The organism is Streptomyces sp. NPDC058796, assembly GCF_042745235.1.
In the GTDB taxonomy this organism is placed as follows: Bacteria; Actinomycetota; Actinomycetes; order Streptomycetales; family Streptomycetaceae; genus Streptomyces.
Map to the genome: position 1 here is coordinate 20,739 of NZ_JBHYOP010000007.1, position 18,880 is coordinate 39,618.

Genomic DNA, 18,880 nt, shown 5'->3' on the forward strand with positions numbered 1-18,880 from the left:
TTCGCGGCCTGCGGGCGGGCCCCGCCGGCGATGTCGTCCCGGGCCGCCGCGCGGGCGGCGTACCGGTGCCGACCGAGCATCACATCGGGGTCTTCCGCGAGTGGCTGCCAGGTCGGCTGGGCGGGCACGTCTCCTAGGCCGGTGACTGCACGGGCCGTTTGAACATCCGCGTGGCCGTGATCTCGCTGTGCACCGTCTCGCCGTCGCCGGCGGGGGCCGGCTGGGGCAGGCCCGGCCTCAGGTGCTCCTCCACGCTGATGTACTTCAGGCCCGCCCTGAGGTCGGCGTCGTTGCGCAACCGGATGACCAGCGGAAACTCGGCCAGCGCGGTCGTGTCGAACAGACCCGTGGTGTAGAGGAGCTGGACGCCGAGCGCGTCGGAGACGGCCCGCTGGAGCTCCAGCAGATAGGTGGCGTTGGCGCGGCCGATGGGATTGTCGAGGAAGAGGGTGCCGGCGTGCCGGTGCCGGTCGCGGCCCCGGTCGTTGCTGCGGAGCGCGGCCATCGTGCAGTACAGGGCGATGGCCGCGGTGAGCAGCTGGCCGCCGGAGAAGACGTCGCCCATCTGCCCGACGGGGACGCGCTCGGCGCGCAGTACGGCGTCGGGCTTGAGGATCTCGACGGCGACGCCCTTGGGCTGGAGGGCGGCGGCGACACCGCGCAGCAGCAGGGACATGCCGTCGCGGCGCAGGTCGGAGTTCTTCTTGACGGCGGCGCGGGTGGCGTCGTCGACGACCTCGCCGAGCCGCTCGGTGAGGGTCGCCTGATCGGGTTCCTCGAAGCGGATCCGCAGGAACTCCTGCCCGGACCACTCGCCGAGGCCTTCGGGCAGCCGGGACAGCCGCTGGGCGGAACGGAGGGTGGCGAGGGCCGACTCGACCAGGCCGCGCAGCCGGTCCACGATCGAGTCGCGGTTGCGTTCGAGCTGCGCCAGCTCGTCGGTCAGGACGCGGAGACGGGGCGCGAAGGCCTGTGCCCACTTGGCCGCGTGCTCGGGCAGCGCGGAGGCGGGCAGTTCGCGGATCTGCTGGCGGGCGGGGGTGCGGACCTGCTCGTACCGGGTGGAGTTGGCGTGCCGGACGAGGACGTCGCTCGCCTCGCGCACGGCGGCCTCGGCGGCGGACAGGTCGGCGGCGCAGCCGCGCAGGGAACGGCGGGCCTCGGCGGCGGCGCGGCGGGCCTGCTCCATGGTCTCCGGGTAGGGCTCCGGCTCCTCCTGCTCCTCCTCGTGGTGCTCGCGCAGGAGGTCGCGGAGCATGGCGGCGACCTCGTCGAAGCCGCCGGCCGCGTCCTCGGCGGCCCGGTGGGCGTCGAGCAGCTCGGCGTGGGCCTCGCGCGCCTGGGACAGCGCCTCGGTGCGGGAGGCGAGTTCGGCGGTCGCGGTGCGCAGCAGGGCCTGGGCGTGTTCGGCGTCGCGCGGCACGAGCTCTTCGGGGAGTTCGGTGTGGGCGTCGCCGTCCTCGGGTGCGTGGCGTTCGGCCTCACCGCGCAGCCGGCCGAGCTGCTCGCTCGCGTGCGACATCCGCGTCTCCAGGAGCTGCACCAGCTCTTCGGCACGGGCGGCGGCCGCCTGCCGGGAGGGTCCGTCGGAGCCGTCCGGCGACTCCAGCAGCTGGGCGGCCCGGGTGCGGACCTTGTTGCTGAGCCGGTCCAGTTCGGCGCGGGCGGCGCTCTCGTCGCTCTCCGCGCGGGCCTGCTCGGCGCGCAGGTCGGCGCCGACGCCGACCTTCTCGTACACCTGGGAGGCGGCCCGGTAGGCCTCGCGGAGGTCCGGCAGGGACGCCTGCGACTTCGGCGCGTCCGTGCCGACCCCCGGTGCCTCTTCCGGTACGTCGTCGGGGGCCCCGGCGATCTCGGCCCGCTCGGCGCGCAGCGCGCGGGCGGTGCGGCGGGCGTCGTCGGCGGCCCGCTGGGCGGCGCGGCGGTCCTCGTCGGCGGCGCGGGCCCGCTCCAGGCAGGCCTGCGCGCGGGCCTCGGCCTCGGTGCCCTCGTCGGCCAGCTCGCGGAGCCTGGCCTGCCAGCCGGCGCGCTCGCGCAGCCGGAAGGCGAGCCCGGCGAGGGCGTCGGCGGCACGCCGGGCCTTCTGCGCGGCCTCCTGCCGTTCGTCGCGCACCCGTACGGCCTCGGCGGCGCTCTCCTCCGCCTCGGCACGCGCGGTGCGCGCCTCGGTCAGCTCGGCCTCGGTCTCCTCGGCGAAGGCCTGCGCCTCCTCGGCTGTCCGGGCCAGCTCGGCGAGGCGTCCGGCGGGGCAGCCGGTGCGCCAGGAGGCGAGCCGGGCCGCCAGCTCCCGGTCCTTGCCTAGCCGCGCGGCGAGGGCGCGGATCTCCTCGTCCCGCTCCGTCGCCCGTGCGCGCAGCGCCTGCCGCTCCTCGTCGGCGGCGTGTTCGTCGTGCATGGCCGGGTTCGGCGGTACGAGGAATACGTCGCCGGCGGCGGAGTCGGGGGCGGGAGTGGGCGCGAGCAGGGCGGCGGCCGTGCCGACGGCGACGGCGGAGCGCGGCAGCAGGGCCGCGTCGCCGAGGACCTCGCGGGCGCGGGTGTGCGAGTCGGGGTCGGTGATGATCACGCCGTCGACCAGCTCGGGCCGGGCGGCCAGCACGCGCGCGTGGTCGGCGGGGTCGACGGCCTGGGCGAGGTAGCGCCAGCCGGGCAGGGCGGGGATGCCGTGTTCGCCCAGGAACTCCACGGTGGCCAGCACGTCGGGGCCGGGCGGCAGGAGTCCGCCGTCGCCCAGGGCGCCGAGGATGCGGGAGTCGTCGGCGGCGGCGGTGCGCAGGTCGAAGAGCTGGCGTTCGGCGGAGGAGACGGTGTCGTCGAGCAGTTCGCGCAGTTCGTCGGCGAAGCGGTCGAGCTGTTCGGCGGTCAGTGCTCCGTCGGCCGTGCGGTGTGCGGCGGCCGGCTCGCCGCCGTCCGTGTCCTGGCGGGGCTGCGGGATGCCGGCGCGGGAGGCGGCGGCCAGGCCCAGCAGCTCGGCGAGGCGTTCCTCGGCCGCCAGTGCCTCGGCGGTGCGGCGCTCGGTCTCGTGGGCGTGTCTGGCCGCGGTGGCCGCGTCGGCCGCGCGGGCGGCCGTCAGTTCGGCGCGGCTCTCCGCGGCGGCGGCCTCGCGTGCGTGCTCGGTGGCCCGGCGTGCCGCCTCCCGGGCGGTGTCCCACGCCTCGACGGTCGTCTTCTCGGCGTCGCTGGCCGCGAGGGCGGCCCGCGCGGGGTCGGCGTCGGGTGCGCTGTCGTCGAGCCAGCCGGCGCGGACCGCCTCGGCGGTCTCCTGCTCCACCTCGGTGAGGCGCTGGCGCAGGTGCCCGGCCTCGCTGCGGGCCCGCTGGGCCTCGGTGGCGGCGGTGGTGGAGTCCCGGTGGGCGGCGTCGCTGACTTCCTGGAGGGCGGCGGAGCGTTCCTCCTCCTCGTTGGCGTGGTGCTCCGCCTTGCCGGCCGCCGCGTGCAGGGCGCGGACGAGGTCGACGGCGGCCTGTGAGCGGGCTGCGAGCGCGGGAGCCGCGTCCCGCTCGGCCTCCTGGATGGCGGCGGACACGCGGGAGACGCGGTCGGCCGCGGCGCGGTGGCGCAGCACGGCTTCGGCGGCCTGCCAGGCGGAGTGCAGGGTGCGGGCGTCGGCGAGTTCACGCTTCTGCGCGGCGGCGGACTTCTCGGCGGAGGTCAGGGCCAGCGAGGCGTGCCGGTAGGCGAGTTCGGCGGCGATGAGAGCGCTGCGGTCCCGGGCGGACTCGGCGTGCGTGACGGAGTAGGCGGCGGCGGTGACCCGCTGGGCGAGGTCGCCGGCCCGGAGGCGCTCCTGGGCGCCGCGCGCGGCGAGCCGGCGCGCGAGGGTCCTGGTCCGGCGTTCGGCGGCGGTGTGGATGTCGCGGGCGCGGCCGCGCGCTTCGGTGGCGTCGACGATCCGCCCGAGGAGGTCGACGGAACCGGCGGTGAAGTCCCGTTCGGCGATCAGTTCAGCGCGGCGGCCCAGCTTGTTGCCGAAGCCGCCGACCAGGTCGGCGAGTCCGTCGGTGTCGCGGGTGTCGGTGACGGCGCGCAGCAGGAGGTCGGTGAAGTCGGAGTCCTTCTTGACCGCGAAGAGGCCGGCGGCCTCGCCCTCGTCGGCGTTCATCTCGCGCTGGTAGCGGAAGAGTTCGGGGTCCAGGCCGAGGTCGCCGAGGTGCTCGATCCAGCGGTCGTGGATCTCCTCCCAGTGCACCTCCAGGTGCGGGTAGGCCTTCGAGGCCTCGGTGATGGCGTCCCGGAAGCCCTTCATGGTGCGCCGGCGTCCCTGGGCGCCGGAGACGCCCTCGACGGGCGGGCGTACGGCGGTGGCCTCGGCGACGGGCAGGTTGTCCAGGGTCAGTCCGGGGCCGGGCCGGAAGGAGTACCAGGCCTCGGCGAACTTCCGCGGGTCGTTGGAGACCTGGCGCCCGCGCCACTCGCTGACCTTGCCGACGACGACGCACTCGCCGGTCTGCACGTGCTGCCACTCCAGCGCCACGTGTCCGCAGTCGTCGGCGAGCAGGAACTTGCGCAGCACGCCGGAGCTGGCTCCGCCCAGGGTGTTGCGGTGGCCCGGCAGCATCACCGAGAAGATCAGCTTGAGCAGCACGGACTTGCCGCCGCCGTTCTCCAGGAACAGGACGCCGGCGGGCGCGGGCCGGCGCGGCGGGCCGACCGGCTCCTCCTCGAAGAACTCCGCCTGCGTGGGGGCGGGGTCGGGCACGGGCTCACCGACACCGCGCAGGTCAAGCACGGTGTCGGCGTAGCGCGCACCGGCGGGTCCGATGGAGTAGAGGCGGACCCGGGACAGCTCGTACATGGCGGACTCTCGTAAGTCTTCGGGTAGTCGGGGAGGTGAAGGTGGGGATGCGGGCGGTGAGCGGAGCGCTCCGTGGGTCAGGAGCCGTGGAAGGGCAGCCCGGCGTCGGCCACGAGCTCCAGGTCGTCCGTCTCGTCGGCGGGCAGCAGCGTCGCCGTGCCGTCGGTGACGGGCACGATGCCCAGCTCCAGCAGCTCGGCCATGGCGGCGCTGCCCGCCATGTCACGTACCTGGAGCTGGTAGCGGGCGGTGGTGCGGTAGGTGCCGCCGTTGTCGTCGCCGGTGCGCTGGAGGAAGCCGGACTCCGTGAGGAAGGCGGCCGCCTTGCCGACGATGCCGGTGGTGGAGCCGGGGAGCCTGCGGGCGTCCTTGGTGGCGCCGGTCGAGCTGCGTCTGGCCCAGATCCGCCAGGCGGCCTCCAGGCCGGGCGCGTCGGTGGCCGGGTCGGTGTTCTCACCCTGTTCCTCCGCGCGCTCCTCCAGGCGCCGGCAGGCCTGGCGGACGAAGGCGTCCACTCCGTTGACCGTGACGCGGCCGATGTAGCCGTCGTCGGCGAGGTCTTCGGGACGCGGGAAGGCCATGGCGGCGACGGCGAGGTGGGCGAGGCCGTGCAGGAAGCGGTCGCCGGAGTCGGTGGCGGCGCGGCGCGCGTAGTCGCCCATGCGGACGGCGAACACCGAGTCCTCGGCGGCGGTGACGGCCATCCCCGCGCGCGGGGACACCTCCAGGACGACGAGCCCGAGCCCGGCGGCCACGGCGTCGGCGAGGCGGGCGAAGGGCGGGTCCTCGCGGTAGCGGCGCAGCAGGTCGGCGTACTCCTGGTCGCGGGCGGGGAGCAGCTTGGGCTGGAGGCCGAAGGAGACGAGCCGCGCCGCGTCGGCGGCGTCGGCGGGCGTGACGGCCGCGGTGGCCGGTGCCGCGCCCGCTTCCGGTTCGCTCCGGTCGACGTGCTCGGTCACGGTCGGTTCTCCTCGTTGTCCTGATGCTGCCTGTGCTGGTGGTGGTCTGGGGGCCGGGGGCATGACCGACGGCGCGTTCTCATGCCGCCTCCGTGCGGTCGGCGGCCATTCCGGCCGCGTCCAGCAGTGCCGTGCCGACGATGAGGTCGGCGCCGCCGAACTCCGGGTCGTCCAGCTCGGTGCCGTCGTCCACGGCGAACAGCAGCTTGGGCTCGCCCTGCCGGTATGCGGTGCCGACCGGCGGGCTGGCCGCGTGGACGGCCAGCAGGGCGACGAGGTAGGGCAGTTCGGGGTCCTGCGCGCGGGCGTCGGCCAGCAGTCCGGACAGTCGGCGCGGTGCGTCGTGCGGCAGGTCGAGCAGTTCCATGGCGGCGGCGAGCTGCTCCTCGCTGAAGCGGCTGTCGTCCGGGGTGGCGATCAGGTCGGGTTCCGGCATTTCGGCACCCAGGTGCTCCCGCTCGACGGGCGGTGTCAGCAGTATGTCGACGAGCTCGCCGACCCGGACGGAGACGGGCGTGCGCAGACCGGTGCCGCGGGCGAAGAAGGCGTCGGTGGCGCGGAGTGCCTGCTCCAGGGGCAGCGGCAGGACGGGGGCGACGAGGTGGCCGTACAGGTCCAGACCCGAGGTCGTCAGGGGGGTGCCGAAGGCCTGCCGGTCCTGCTCGGCGCGGAAGAGCGGTCCGGCCTCCAGGAGGCGGGACTGGAGCTGGGTGTGGCGGCGGATGCAGTCCTTGACGATGTCGACGAGCTCGGCGGCGCGGCGCTTGTGCTCGGGGTCCTCGGACTCGTCGCGGGCCTTGCGGATGTTGGTGAGGATGGCGTTCTCGTGGCGGTACCGGTCGGCGACGTGTTCCAGTGCCTCGGCGATCATGTCGGGGACGGCGGTGAGCCAGTCCACCGCTCGGACGTTGCGCCGGGTGGCGTCCAGGGCCTTGCGCAGGGTTTCCGAGTACTGCACGGTCCGGTACCGGGCCTGTTCGGCGGCGAGCTGGGCGTCGGCGAGCCGGCCGCGGCTGATCAGCACCTCCAGCTTGACCTCGGCGGCGATCTGGGCGCTGGTGACGTCGGTGTCCAGGGCGCCGACGAGGACGTTGACCGCCTCGTCGGTGGTGCGCAGGTAGACGGTGCCGCCGGGGCCGGGGACCTCTTCCAGGAGCTTGAAGTCGTAGTCGCGGCGGACATAGGTGCCGTCCGGGCCGAAGGTGCCGTACACCGCGCGGAAGCCGCGGTCGACGCTGCCGACGTTGATCAGGTTCTCCAGGACCCAGCGGGCCACCCGCTCGTGCTCGGCGGCGGGCCGCGCCGGGGCCTGGGCGGCGACGCGCGGGATCAGCCGGGCCACGATCTGGTCGTGGTCGGCGCCCGTGTCGAAGTCCATGTTGAGCGTGACCAGGTCGATGGCGGCCAGGGCGACCTCCGCCATGCCGTACACCGAGTACTCACCCGCGAGGTTGGCCTTGCGCGCGTCGAGGTCGTGCAGCGGGGCCGTGCAGGCGAGCGCGCGCAGCCGCCGCGCCAGTCCCTCGTCGGCGGCCGGGCCCGGTGCGGGGCGCGGCCCCGCGCTGAGCTGGGGCGGAACGCTGTCCGTCGATGCAGGCGAAGTCACGGTGCACAGACTAGGTCCTCGGTCTGACAACGACCCAAACGGCACAGATGCGTCCCGACGCGACAGGCGTCACGGGCGGCCCGGACCCGCCGGACGGCAAGCTCCGCCCCGGGCGGCTACCCCTCGTCCCCGACCCGCCGCAGGTAGACCTCCACGACCCGCTCCAGCGAGTTCTCGAGGTAGACGGCGAGCAGTCGCGCGGCCTGCTCGCGTTCGCCGTTCCGCAGGGTGTCGAGGAGTTCCGCGTTGCGCGCGATGTAGGGCTCGTGCAGGCGCCGGGGGTCGTCCACGACGTGGAAGGCCAGGCGCAGTTCGGCGAAGACGCTGCGCATCAGCTCGTCGGTGCGTTCGCTGCCGGCGAGGGCCACCAGTTCCCGGTGGAAGTGGATGTTGGCCGTACCCACACCTTTCCAGTCACCTTCGCGGGCCGAGCGGCGCCCGTCCTCGACCGCCTCGGCGAGCCCGTCGAGGGCGTACGGCGGGTCTCCCAGGCCGCGGACGACGGCGCACTCGACGAGGGTCCGGGTGCGGTAGATGTCCTCGACGTCCTCGACGGTCAGGACCCGGACGAAGACGCCCCGGTTCAGCTCGTGGACGAGCAGGCGTTCGTGCGTGAGCAGCCGGAACGACTCGCGCAGGGTGTTGCGGGAGACCCCGAGCGCACCGCCGATGCTGTCCTCCGACAAACGGGTGCCGGGCGGGAAGTAGCCGTCGGCGATCCGGCTCCTGAGGATGTCCGAGACCCGCTCCGCGGTACTGGTCCGCCCGAGGAGGGCGCGGTCGTCCGCCAGTCCCGTCAACTGCTCTGCCATGCCCGGAATTCAATCGCAGATGTCAGAACGAAACAACAGGGGTATTGAGGGATCGTTGAACGATCCCCTACGGTGCCGTGAAGTGCCCAGCGCCCGATCGCCCGCCCTCCCCCTGCGAGGTGCCCATGAGCACATCCCCTCCTCCCCCGTCGGCCCTGTCCGCCGAAGCCGGTTCCGCCGCCGGCCAACGCCCCGGCGAAGACGGCCCGTTCGGCTGGCTGCGCGCCCTGGGACCACGGGGCCGCCGTGCCTTCGGCGGCGCGTTCGGGGGCTACGCCCTCGACTCGTACGACTACTTCACGCTGCCGCTCACCATGGTCGCGCTGTCCGCCTACTTCGGCCTGGACAGCGGTCAGACGGGGCTGCTCACGACCGTCACGCTGGTCGTCTCCGCCGTCGGCGGTGCCCTCGCGGGCGTCCTGGCGGACCGCGTCGGCCGGGTCAAGGCGCTGCTGCTCACCGTGATCACCTACGCGGTGTTCACGGTGGCCTGCGGTTTCGCCCCCAACTACGAGACCCTGCTGGTCTTCCGCGCCCTCCAGGGCCTCGGCTTCGGCGGCGAGTGGGCGGTCGGCGCGATCCTGGTCGCCGAGTACGCGAGCGCCAGGCACCGGGGGCGCACGCTCGGCGCGATCCAGAGTTCCTGGGCCGTGGGCTGGGCGCTCGCGGTGGTCGTCTACACGCTGGTCTTCTCGCTGGCCGGCGACGACCTGGCCTGGCGCGTGATGTTCTGGACGGGCGCGCTGCCCGCGCTGCTCGTGGTCTGGGTGCGGCGCAGCGTCCACGACGCGCCCGGGGCCACCGAGGTCCGTCAGCGGGGTGCGGGGAAGGGCTCGTTCGCGGCGATCTTCAGGCGGGGCACCGCGGGCACGCCGGGCCTGCTGCGCGTGACGCTCTTCGCGAGCCTGCTCTCCACCGGCGTCCAGGGCGGCTACTACACGCTCGCCACCTGGGTGCCGACGTACCTCAAGGACGAACGCGACCTGTCGGTCGTCGGCACCGGCGGCTACCTGACGTTCCTGATCTCGGGCGCCTTCATCGGCTACCTGACCGGCGGCTACCTCACCGACCGGCTGGGCCGCAGGCGCAACATCTGGCTCTTCGCCCTGCTGTCGGCGGTCTGCATCCTGGCGTACGCGAACATCCCGAGCGGCGCCAACACCCTGCTCCTGGTGCTCGGTTTCCCGCTCGGCTTCTGCATGTCCGCGATCTTCAGCGGCTTCGGTTCGTACCTGAGCGAGCTGTACCCGACGGCGGTGCGGGGCGCGGGCCAGGGCTTCACGTACAACACCGGGCGCGCCGTGGGCGCCGTCTTCCCGACCACGGTCGGCTTCCTGGCCGACAGCTGGGGTGTGGGCGGCGCGCTGGTCTTCGGCGCCATCGGTTACGGCATCGCGGCGCTGGCCCTGCTGGCACTGCCGGAGACGCGCGGAAGGGAACTGGTGTGACGTACTCCTCCCGCCCTGCGGCGGCCGAGGACCGGCCGGTCGTCCTCGTCGACGAGCGCGCGCACGCGTGGAGCCCGAGAACGGCCCGCACACGCTTCCGGGAAGGTCTGACCGGCCCCACGGCCGGGGTCGCGGCCGGCCACACCCAGGCCAACCTGATCTCGGTGCCCGCCGACTGGGCGTACGACATGCTGCTCTTCTGCACCCGCAATCCGCAGCCCTGCCCCGTGCTCGACGTCACGGACGCCGGGGCGTGGACCACCGCACTCGCCGACGGCGCGGACCTGCGCACCGATCTGCCGCGCTACCGGGTGTGGCGGGACGGCGAGCTGGTGGACGAGCCGACGGACGTACGGGCGCACTGGCGAGACGACCTGGTGACTTTCCTGATCGGCTGCAGCTTCACCTTCGAGTGGGCGCTGCTCTCGGCGGGCGTCCCCGTCCGCCACGTCGAGCAGGGCCGCAACGTGCCGATGTTCGTCACCACCCGGCAGTGCCGTCCGGCCGGGCGGCTGCGCGGGCCGATGGTCGTGTCCATGCGTCCGGTGCCGCCCGCGCACCTGGACGCGGCGATCCGCGAGACCGGCCTGCTCCCGGCGGTGCACGGCAGCCCGGTGCACTGCGGCGATCCGTCGGCGCTGGGCATCGCCGACCTGGAGCGGCCGGACTTCGGGGACCCGGTGGACGCGGAGCCTGACGACATCCCGGTGTTCTGGGCGTGCGGCGTGACCCCGCAGTCCGCGGTCATGGCCTCGCGGCCGCCCTTCGCGCTCACCCACGCGCCGGGGCAGATGTTCCTCACCGACGCGCGGGACGAGCAGTACCGCGTGGTCTGAGTCCTGAAACGCGCCGACGGACGCCGGAGAGCGGGGACACCGGAGAGCGGACCTCGGTCGAACTCCGTCACGATCCCCCGTCATGCCGCCCCCGTCACGCCGCCTCCCGCCGTTCGGTCGCCGAAAGGGCCGTGAGCGCGGCGGAGACGGCGGCGGACGTGCGCAGGTCGAGGCGGGCGCTCGTGCCGCGCGCGTGGTGGCGCAGTTCGTCGGCGGCCAGGGTCAGCAGTTGGGGCAGGAGATCGGTACAGCGCCGGGCCACCCAGCCGGTACCGGCGGTGGCCAGCCACCACAGGCTCGCCGACCTGGTGGGCGGGGGGAACTCGGTGTCGGGCGAGGGCGCGGGACCGGTCGCGGCACCGCGCTCGGCGAGCAGCGCGTGGAAGCGCAGGGCGAGCTGCCGGTGGCCCCGCTCGCCGGGGTGCAGCCGGTCCGCGCTCCACATCGCGCGGTCCGTTGTCCAGTCGCCCTCGCACGCGTGCAGGTGCACGGCCCCGTACCGGTCCGACAGCGCGTGCACCACGTCGTTGACCGCCCGTTGCCGCCGGGCCAGCGGGCGGGCCAGCGCCCCCGGCAGCCCGAGCATCGTCCCGGGGTCCGGCAGGCAGGCGGTGAGCAGGAGCGCGCCCCGAGCGGTGAACGCCGCGTACACCGTGTCCAGCCGGGCGGCGACCCCGCCGACGTCGAAGGTGCGGCGCAGGGTGTCGTTGACGCCGACGACGACGGACACGACGTCCGGCCGCAGGGCGAGGCCGGCGGGGAGTTGCCGCCCGGCCACGTCGAGGGTCTGCGCCCCGCCGACGGCGAGGTTGGTGAACTCCACGGGCTCGTCGGCGAGTCCCGCGGCGAGCAGCGCGGCCCAGCCGCGCCATCCGCCCGCGACCGGGTCGCCGACGCCCTCGGTCAGCGAGTCGCCGAGGGCCACGAACCGGACGCGTCTCATGACACGGTCTCCGGCAGCACGGGGTGCGTGGGGAGCGCCGCGTCGTGCGCGGACAGGAACGCCCGGACCGCCGCGTCCCAGCCGAAACACTGCGCACGCGCGCGTGCCGCCTCCCGCCGCTCCGCCTCCCGGCGGCCGAGGAGCAGGGCCACCGCGTCGGCGAAGCCCTCCCCGTGGCCGGCCGCGACTGCGCCGGCGGAGCCGATGACCTCCGGCAGCGCCGACGACGCGCTGGCCACCACGGGCGTACCGCAGGCCATCGCCTCCAGCGCGGCCAGCCCGAAGGTCTCGGCCGGTCCGGGCGCCAGGCACACGTCGGCGGAGGCCTGGAGGGCACCGAGCAGCCCGCGGTCGGCGACGTGCCCGAGGAAGGTCACCGGCAGCCCGCGCTCCCGCGCCCGCTGTTCCAGGCGCGGACGCAGCGGCCCGTCCCCGGCCACCACCAGCACCGCCCGCTCACCCCGCCGCCGCAGCGCCGCCAGCGCGTCGAGCGCCGTGCCGGGCCGCTTCTCCACGGAGAGCCGCGAGCACATCACCAGCAGGGTCTCGTCCGCGCGCGCGTGCCGGGCGCGCAGCGCCGCATCGCGCAGCGCGGGGTGCCGTCCGGCCAGGTCGACACCGAGCGGAGCGCGTACGACGTTGCGGGCCCCGATGCGGACGAACTCCCGCTCGGCGAACTCCGTCGTGCACACCACGCGCGCGTAGGTGTGTGCCGTACGGCGATTGAGGGCGTCGGCGGTGCGCCGGGCCGTCCGCTCGGGCACGCCCCAGGTACGCAGCACACCGTCCGTGCTCTCGTGGGAGACCATCACGGCGGGGACCCGGGCCCGCCGGGCCCACTTGCCGGTCCAGCGCAGCGTGGTGCGGTCGGAGACCTCGAGACGGTCGGGGGCCAGTTCCTCCAGCAGCGCGGCCACGCGCCGCCTGTCCGTCAGGACGCGGTAGCCGCCGGAGCCCGGCACCAGGGGCCCGGGGAGGGTGATGACGCGGCCCTGTTCCGTCTCCCGGTCGTCGGCGTGTTCGCCGGGGACGACGAGGACGGGGTCGTGTCCGGCGGCCCGGAAACCCTTGCCGAGCTCGCGCAGCGCGGTGCGCAGGCCGCCGGACGCCGGGGCGACGAAGTTCGCGAGCCGGACGATCCGCAGTGCGCCGCTCATGCCGCCAGCACCGCCTTCCGGGTGGCGAGGACGTCCGTGTAGTGCCCGAGCAGCCGGTCGCCGACGGCCGCCCAGGTGCGGCCTTCGACGGCCGCCCGCCCGGCGGCGCCGTACGCGGCCCGCAGCGCGGGGTCGGCGGACAGGGACCACACCGCGTCCCGTACGGCGGCGGCGTCGCGCGGCGGCACCAGCAGACCTGTGCGCCCGTGGGCGACGAGGTCCAGGGGGCCGCCCGCGGCGGGCGCGACGACGGGAACACCGCTCGCCATGGCCTCCTGCACGGTCTGGCAGAACGTCTCGAAGGGACCGGTGTGCGCGAAGACGTCCAGGGAGGCGAAAGCCCGGGCGAGTTCGTCGCCGGTTCGGCGGCCGAGGAAGACCGCGCCCGGCAGGGCCTGCTCCAGGCCGGGGCGGCTGGGTCCGTCCCCGACGATCACCACCCGTACGCCGTCCAGCCCGCAGACACCGGACAGCAGCTCCACGTGCTTCTCCGGCGCGAGCCGCCCGACGTAGCCGACGATCAGCTCGCCGTTCGGGGCGAGTTCGCGGCGCAGCGTCTCGTCGCGCCGGTCAGGCCGGAAGCGGGTGGTGTCCACACCGCGCGGCCACAGGCTGACCCGGGGCACGCCGTGCGCCCTCAGGTCGCGCAGGGCCGCTCCGGACGGGGCGAGGGTGAGGTCGGCGGCGGAGTGCACGGAGCGGATGCGCCGCCAGGCCGCCGCCTCGCCCGCTCCCATGTACGTACGGGCGTAGCCGGCGAGGTCGGTCTGGTAGACGGCCACCGCGGGGACGCCGAGGCGGGCGGCGGCGGCCATGCCCCGCACGCCGAGGACGAACGGGCTGGCCAGGTGGACGAGGTCGGCACGGTGTTCGGCGATCGCCGCGGCCACGCGCCGGCTGGGGAGGGCGACGCGGACCTGGGGGTAGCCGGGGAGCGGGAGGGAGGGGACCCGGACGAGGGGGCACGGCGCGGAGGGGTCCGCGTCGGCGCCGGGGGCGGTGGCCGGAGCGACGACCACGCAGTCGTGACCGCGGTCGACGAGGTGCCGGGCGGTCTGGAGCGTGCAGTGGGCCACGCCGTTCACATCGGGGGGAAAGGATTCGGTCACGATGACGACACGCATACCCGTGTTGTCGCCGCGCTGGACGTGCTCGCGTCAACGTCGATCTTTCCGGGCGAGGAACGTCCCATGAGCGTTGACCCGCCCGCTCGGGCGGGTCAGCCCGCGGCCACATCCGCCGTACCCGCGGGCCATCCGTCGTTCACGCGGCAGGGCCGCCGCCCGGCGGTTCGGGACCACGCACACGAGCCCCGCCCCGGGCCGGTCCCGTCCGCCCGGGCTCCGTCGGCGAGCGGGCACCGGCTCGCACCGGGAACGCGCGCGGCGGCACGAAGACACGGGCTCGCACAGCATTACCCCCGGCGGCGGAAACGTACGCGACCCACCCGCGACCGGACGGCCGCGGGCACCGTCCCACAGGCGGGCCACTCGGCACGAACGCCGCCGCCTCGGCCCGCGCACGTGCTCGCCGGCCCTCGCCCGCACCTACTCAGGCGGACGGGACGGGCGGGGCACCGGCCCGCGACCTCGACGCGGCAACCGGCCCGTCGGTGTCCGCCCGCGACGGCCCGGCCGAACGCTCGCCGCGCGGCCGGACCGGGGCGCGGCTCTGCGAGCGGGACCGGCGCGGGCGGCCCCCCGGCGCGGCCGGACCCGGCCCGCCCAGGTTTCCGTGCCTGCTCAGCGCCCCCCGGTGCGCTCACACCGCGGGCGCGTCCGGGCCGAAGCGGCTGCGTACGGCCGTCTGGACCTCGTCCTCCTCGGCCGGGTCGGCGGCCAGCCTGCGCAGGCGCTCCACGACGCGGTTGTCGCCGGTCTCGGCGTGGCGGGCGGCGAGTTCGCGGGTGGTCTCCTCGCAGTCCCACAGGCATTCGATGGCGAAACCGGCGGCGAACGAGGGATCGGTGGCGGCCAGCGCCCGGGCGGCACGGCCGCGCAGGTGGGAGGAGGCGGTCTCGCGGTAGATGTGGCGCAGCACGGGGGCGGCGCAGGCGATGCCGAGCCGGCCGGTGCCGTCGACGAGGGTCCACAGGGTCGGCGCGTCGGGGCCTTCGCCGCGGATCGCCTCCCGCAGGGCGGCCAGGACGAGGTCGCGGTCCTGCGCTCCGCCCCGGCAGGCCAGTACGCGCCCGGCGGCGGCGCCGAGGGCGTCGGGCCGGTGGACCCAGCTGCGGGCTCGGTCGACGGCGGCGAGGCTGCGCATGCGCTCGAAGGCGGAGACCGCCGCCTCCATGACCGGTGTCGAACCGGTGGTCACGGCGCCCTCGATCAGGCAGAGGGCGTCCGGATCGTTGCCGTCGGCGAGGTAGCGCAGGGCAGTGCAGCGGGCGCCCTCGCCGCCGGTCCGGGCGGCCTCGATGATCTCGGACCGGTCCTCGGGACCGGCGACGGCCGCGAGGCACCGGGCGGCCGGCACGTGGAGCGCGGCGCCGCGCTCCACGCCCTGATCGGCCCAGTCGAACACGGCCCGCACGCTCCACCCCGGGCGCGGCCCGGTGGAATCCAGCTGCCGCTGCCATCGGTCGAAACAGCCGCGCTCCTGGGCGGCGCGCACCCGCGCGGCGATCGATTCGCGCGGATCGTCGGCCCACAGGCGCCACGGCCGGGGTTCGAAGGCGTCACGGACGGCGACGGCCAGCTCGGCGTCGCCTTCCGCGTCACGGGGGAAGCGGGCGAGGACGGGCGCGGCGAGGGCCCGCAGGCCGGCGTCGTCGTCGCGCAGCGCCAGCTCGTCCAGGGCCCACGCCCAGTTCACGCCGTGGGCGGCGTACCTGCGCAGCAGCTGGAGCGCGTCCAGCCTGCCGTACGAGGCGAGATGGCCGAGGACCGCGAGGGTCAGCCCGGTGCGTGACTCGTCGGAGTCCAGGACGTCCTCGGGGTCGAAGAGGTGGGCCTCGATGGCGTCCAGCTCGCCGCCCAGGTCGAGGTACAGGCGGGCGTAGTAGAGGGAGCGGTTCTCGACCTGCCAGTCGTGGCGGGGGTCGTGGAGCACACAGTGGTTCAGTGCCGCGAGCGCTTCGGCTCGCGGAGCGGTGAGCGCATGCAGCGTGCCGTCGCCGCGACCCCGCTGAAGCAGGCCGAGCAGCGTACCGCTGGGCGCTATGACCGGATCGAACATGGGAAACAGCCTCACATCAAGCGTCGACGCAACCGGGGAGCACGCGTTACCTGGCCGTGCGCCAACACGTCGAAGCGCCCGCCGTCTCTTGCTTGCTGAAGACCATGTTCCTCTGCCTCTCGTCGGTGGCCCTTGCGGGCCGTGTCACGGCCCGCGCGGTGCGGCAACATCTGCCCAGCCATCACGTCCGTGAACCACGTCGTCATGATGGCCCGGCGGTCACATCTGCCGCGACCGAAATTTCGGCGGCCCGGTACCGCCTCCCCCGTATTTTGTGTTTCGCCTGGTCAGAATGGGCGGAGCGAGCCCGGAACAGGTCCGGTCCCGCGTCCGGTCACTGGGCGCCGAACAGCTCCAGGAGGTCCGTCCGGGCGAACATCCGCGCCGTGTCCACCGCCGACGGGGTACCGGCGGACGGGTCCGCGCCGGCCTCCAGGAGCGCCTTGGTCACTTCCGTCTCACCCTTGAAGGCGGCCCCGGCGAGCGGTGTCTGACCCCGGTCGTTGACGCGGTCGGCCTCGGCGCCACGCGCCAGCAGGGCGCGCACCGCGTCGGCGTGGCCGTGGTAGGCGGCGAGCATGACGAGTGAGTCGCCGCGGTCGTTGGTCAGATTGGCGGGGACACCGGCGTCCACATAAGCGACCAGCTCCTCGGTCCGGCCCTGCCGGGCCAGGTCGAAGATCTTGGTCGCCAGCTCCACGACCTCGGGGTCGGGGGCTTCACTCATCGGCCGGACCACCTCTCACTACGAACGTCGCACGGTGCGGACGTCGGGGACTGCGGGTGCGCACGGCCGCGAGCGGCGCGGCCGTGCGAGTGAATCGCCAGGGTACTGGCTGGCACGGCACGTGAGCCGAAGTGCCGGGGGGTAAAGATCGGCAAGGACCCGGCCGCGCGCAACAGCACTGCTCATCCGGCCCAGCCCCACCTACCCCACCCGGGGCAACTTCGCCGAATTTCCCCCATTTGCACCTTTTATCGTACGGATACATCCTGTGAGCCTGGAAGTACTCATGGTGACTGTCCCCGCGAACCAGGAGAACTCACATGATCCTCTCGATCTCAGGCGTGGTCCTGCTCGGCATCGTCGTCTTCATCTTCTTCCGCAAGGACGGCCTCAAGGCCTCGCACGCGCTGGTCGCGGTCCTGTTCGGGTTCTACCTCGCGTCCACGGCCATCGCCCCGAGCATCAAGGCGGGCGGCGAGAGCCTGGCGGGCCTCCTCGGCGGCATCAAGTTCTGACGCCCCCCCCCACAACCCGCCCGACATCCGCACGTACGCACTCCCAGGAGGCAGCAGTGGCCCGGCGGCCCCTCCCCCGCATTCTGAGCAACGGCGGCGCACAGCTCGCCCGGAGCCGGGAGCTGGCCCGGACGGCGGCCGACAGCGCCACCGACGTCCTCCAGCCGCTGATCACGATCGGCCGCGGTCTGCGCCGGCTGGCCGCGGCCGCGCGGCGCAGGTGGACCGAGACCCCCAAGGACCGGCGGGGTGCGCTGCTGTTCCTGGTGGCCTCGGTGGTCCTGGTCGTGGCGCTCGTGCCGTACGGTCCGCTGCTCGCCGTCATCGTCCTGATGGCGGCGGCAGCCTGGCAGGGCAGGGACCGCACCCCGCCGGCGCCGGAGGGCCCCGACGACTCCCAGTCCCAGCGCCTGCGGTCGCTGTACGAGGCGCTCGTCCCGTACTTCTCCCTCGCCGAGGACCCCGATCCCCTGTACGCCCACGGCGGCGCCTGGGAGAAGGCCTTCCCCGCCTACGACTTCGACGACGGCGGCCGCTTCGCCCACCTGGTGATCCGCTACCCCGCGTACTTCACCGACGGCGAGGCGGACGCCCGGGCCCGCATCGAGCACCTGCTCACCGCGAAGGCGGGCCGGGGCCGTGAGTACCACTTCACCTGGAACGAGGAGGCCAACCACCTCACCGTCGAGGTGCTCGAGGCGCTGCCCACCGACATCGCCGCCCAGCGCTTCGTGACGGCGCCCGGCGAGACCGTCCTCGGCTTCACCGACCCGACCCGGGTCCAGCGCACCCTCCCGCTCACCCACGGCGAGGAGCGGCGGGACGTGCCGCCGGTCGTCTGGCGCACCGGCATCCGCTCCACCGAGCCGCACCTTCTGGTCCTCGGTCAGCCGGGCTCCGGCACGTCCACCCTGCTGCGCTCGGTCGCCCTGCAGGCCCTGCACCACGGCGACCTGCTGATCGTCGACGGCGGCGGCACCGGCGAGTACGCCTGTCTGGTCGGCCGGGACGGCGTACTGGCCGTCGAGTGCGGGCTCACCGGGGCGCTCACCAGCCTGGAGTGGGCCGCCGCCGAGACGGAGCGGCGGCTGATCGCCGTCAACCGCGCCCGGCAGGAGGGCGAAGTCCCGCCCGACGACACCAGGCGGCCCCTGTGGGTCTTCCTGGACCGGCCCGGCGCCTTCTCCCACCTTGCCGCCGCGGAAGGCCGCCGGGACCCGCAGTCCCTGCTCCAGGTTCCGCTGCGGCACGGCCGGGCCGCGAACGTGACGGTGGTCGTCGCCGACCAGCTGGACGCCCTGGACGGCCTCAACGACGCCGTGCGGCAGCACACGCGCGCGCGTGTCGTCCTCGGCCCGGCCACGACCGACGAACTGACGGCCGCGCTCGGGGCTCCCCCGCACACCACACCCGTCGACCAGGTCCCGCCGGGCCGGGGGTACGCCCGCCTGGGCACGGGCCCGGTGCACCGCCTCCAGGTCCCGGCCACCCCGGACCCGTACGACGACGCGACGAGCGAAGCCCACCGCCGGGCGGTGCTGGACCTGCTCCCGCCGCGCACGACACCGGCGGACGGGGAGCGGGCCCCGGTGCCGGTGGAGGCGGAGGCGGAGCTGGAGCTGGAGAAGAAGATCCGCACCGAGAAGAAGGACGAGCCGGAGCCGGAGCCGGAGGCACGCGAGGCGGACGCCGAACCGGCCCCGGTGGCCGTGGAGGCGGCGCCGCAGGAGGCGGCCGCGGCGGTGGAACCGGCCCCCAAGGAGACGGTCGCCGCCAAGGCGGTCGCCGCGGAGACCACCTGACGCTCCACCGGCGAGGAGCCCTGCCCGGTACGTCGGGCAGGGCTCCTCGCCGTACCGGGCCGCCGGGGCAGGTCTCATCGCGGGCGCAGCCGGAGAGCGA

General features: G+C 74.8%; 13 protein-coding genes. 4 read left to right on the plus strand and 9 right to left on the minus strand.

The window, feature by feature from the left end:
- Nucleotides 1-133 precede the first annotated feature (133 nt).
- The 4 genes from ACFW47_RS18430 to ACFW47_RS18445 form a co-directional block, all read right to left on the minus strand.
- A complete protein-coding gene (locus tag ACFW47_RS18430; RefSeq protein ID WP_386306346.1) occupies nucleotides 134-4,795 on the minus strand; it encodes a hypothetical protein in 4,662 nt (1,553 codons plus the stop codon).
- A 77-nt stretch (nucleotides 4,796-4,872) separates the two neighbouring features.
- Nucleotides 4,873-5,754 carry a hypothetical protein gene (locus tag ACFW47_RS18435; protein ID WP_386286334.1) on the minus strand — a complete coding sequence of 294 codons (882 nt, stop codon included), beginning with the start codon at nucleotides 5,752-5,754 and terminating at the stop codon, nucleotides 4,873-4,875.
- 79 nt (nucleotides 5,755-5,833) lie between these two features.
- Nucleotides 5,834-7,360, minus strand: a complete 1,527-nt coding sequence (locus ACFW47_RS18440) for a hypothetical protein (RefSeq protein WP_386286333.1) — start codon at nucleotides 7,358-7,360, stop codon at nucleotides 5,834-5,836.
- Nucleotides 7,361-7,476: 116 nt separating this feature from the next.
- A complete protein-coding gene (locus ACFW47_RS18445) occupies nucleotides 7,477-8,172 on the minus strand; it encodes a GntR family transcriptional regulator (RefSeq protein WP_386286332.1) in 696 nt (231 codons plus the stop codon).
- Between the two features lie 125 nt (nucleotides 8,173-8,297).
- Here ACFW47_RS18445 and ACFW47_RS18450 point away from each other — a divergent pair, with 125 nt between their 5' ends.
- Together ACFW47_RS18450 and ACFW47_RS18455 are read left to right on the plus strand one after the other, a co-directional pair.
- Nucleotides 8,298-9,620, plus strand: a complete 1,323-nt coding sequence (locus ACFW47_RS18450) for an MFS transporter (protein WP_386286331.1) — start codon at nucleotides 8,298-8,300, stop codon at nucleotides 9,618-9,620.
- Nucleotides 9,617-10,456: a putative hydro-lyase gene (locus ACFW47_RS18455; protein WP_386306347.1), complete on the plus strand. Its 840-nt coding sequence runs from the start codon at nucleotides 9,617-9,619 to the stop codon at nucleotides 10,454-10,456. The genes ACFW47_RS18450 and ACFW47_RS18455 overlap by 4 nt, the downstream gene beginning before the upstream one ends.
- A 94-nt stretch (nucleotides 10,457-10,550) precedes the next feature.
- On the opposite strand, the gene ACFW47_RS18460 is transcribed toward ACFW47_RS18455, so the two are convergent.
- From ACFW47_RS18460 to ACFW47_RS18480, 5 genes are all read right to left on the minus strand, one after another.
- Nucleotides 10,551-11,399 (minus strand): SGNH/GDSL hydrolase family protein, encoded by an 849-nt coding sequence (locus tag ACFW47_RS18460; protein ID WP_386306348.1) that lies wholly within the window; start codon nucleotides 11,397-11,399, stop codon nucleotides 10,551-10,553.
- Nucleotides 11,396-12,556 carry a glycosyltransferase gene (locus ACFW47_RS18465; RefSeq protein WP_386286328.1) on the minus strand — a complete coding sequence of 387 codons (1,161 nt, stop codon included), beginning with the start codon at nucleotides 12,554-12,556 and terminating at the stop codon, nucleotides 11,396-11,398. The genes ACFW47_RS18460 and ACFW47_RS18465 overlap by 4 nt, the downstream gene beginning before the upstream one ends.
- Nucleotides 12,553-13,680, minus strand: a complete 1,128-nt coding sequence (locus ACFW47_RS18470) for a glycosyltransferase family 4 protein (protein ID WP_386306349.1) — start codon at nucleotides 13,678-13,680, stop codon at nucleotides 12,553-12,555. The genes ACFW47_RS18465 and ACFW47_RS18470 overlap by 4 nt, the downstream gene beginning before the upstream one ends.
- A 637-nt stretch (nucleotides 13,681-14,317) precedes the next feature.
- Nucleotides 14,318-15,736: a HEAT repeat domain-containing protein gene (locus ACFW47_RS18475; protein WP_386286326.1), complete on the minus strand. Its 1,419-nt coding sequence runs from the start codon at nucleotides 15,734-15,736 to the stop codon at nucleotides 14,318-14,320.
- 334 nt (nucleotides 15,737-16,070) lie between these two features.
- Nucleotides 16,071-16,463: an ankyrin repeat domain-containing protein gene (locus tag ACFW47_RS18480; protein WP_386286325.1), complete on the minus strand. Its 393-nt coding sequence runs from the start codon at nucleotides 16,461-16,463 to the stop codon at nucleotides 16,071-16,073.
- 320 nt (nucleotides 16,464-16,783) lie between these two features.
- Between ACFW47_RS18480 and ACFW47_RS18485 the strand changes: the two genes are divergently transcribed.
- Both ACFW47_RS18485 and ACFW47_RS18490 read left to right on the plus strand, forming a co-directional pair.
- Nucleotides 16,784-16,978 (plus strand): hypothetical protein, encoded by a 195-nt coding sequence (locus ACFW47_RS18485; RefSeq protein WP_003977410.1) that lies wholly within the window; start codon nucleotides 16,784-16,786, stop codon nucleotides 16,976-16,978.
- Nucleotides 16,979-17,034: 56 nt separating this feature from the next.
- Nucleotides 17,035-18,780, plus strand: a complete 1,746-nt coding sequence (locus tag ACFW47_RS18490) for a hypothetical protein (RefSeq protein ID WP_386286324.1) — start codon at nucleotides 17,035-17,037, stop codon at nucleotides 18,778-18,780.
- Nucleotides 18,781-18,880 lie beyond the last annotated feature (100 nt).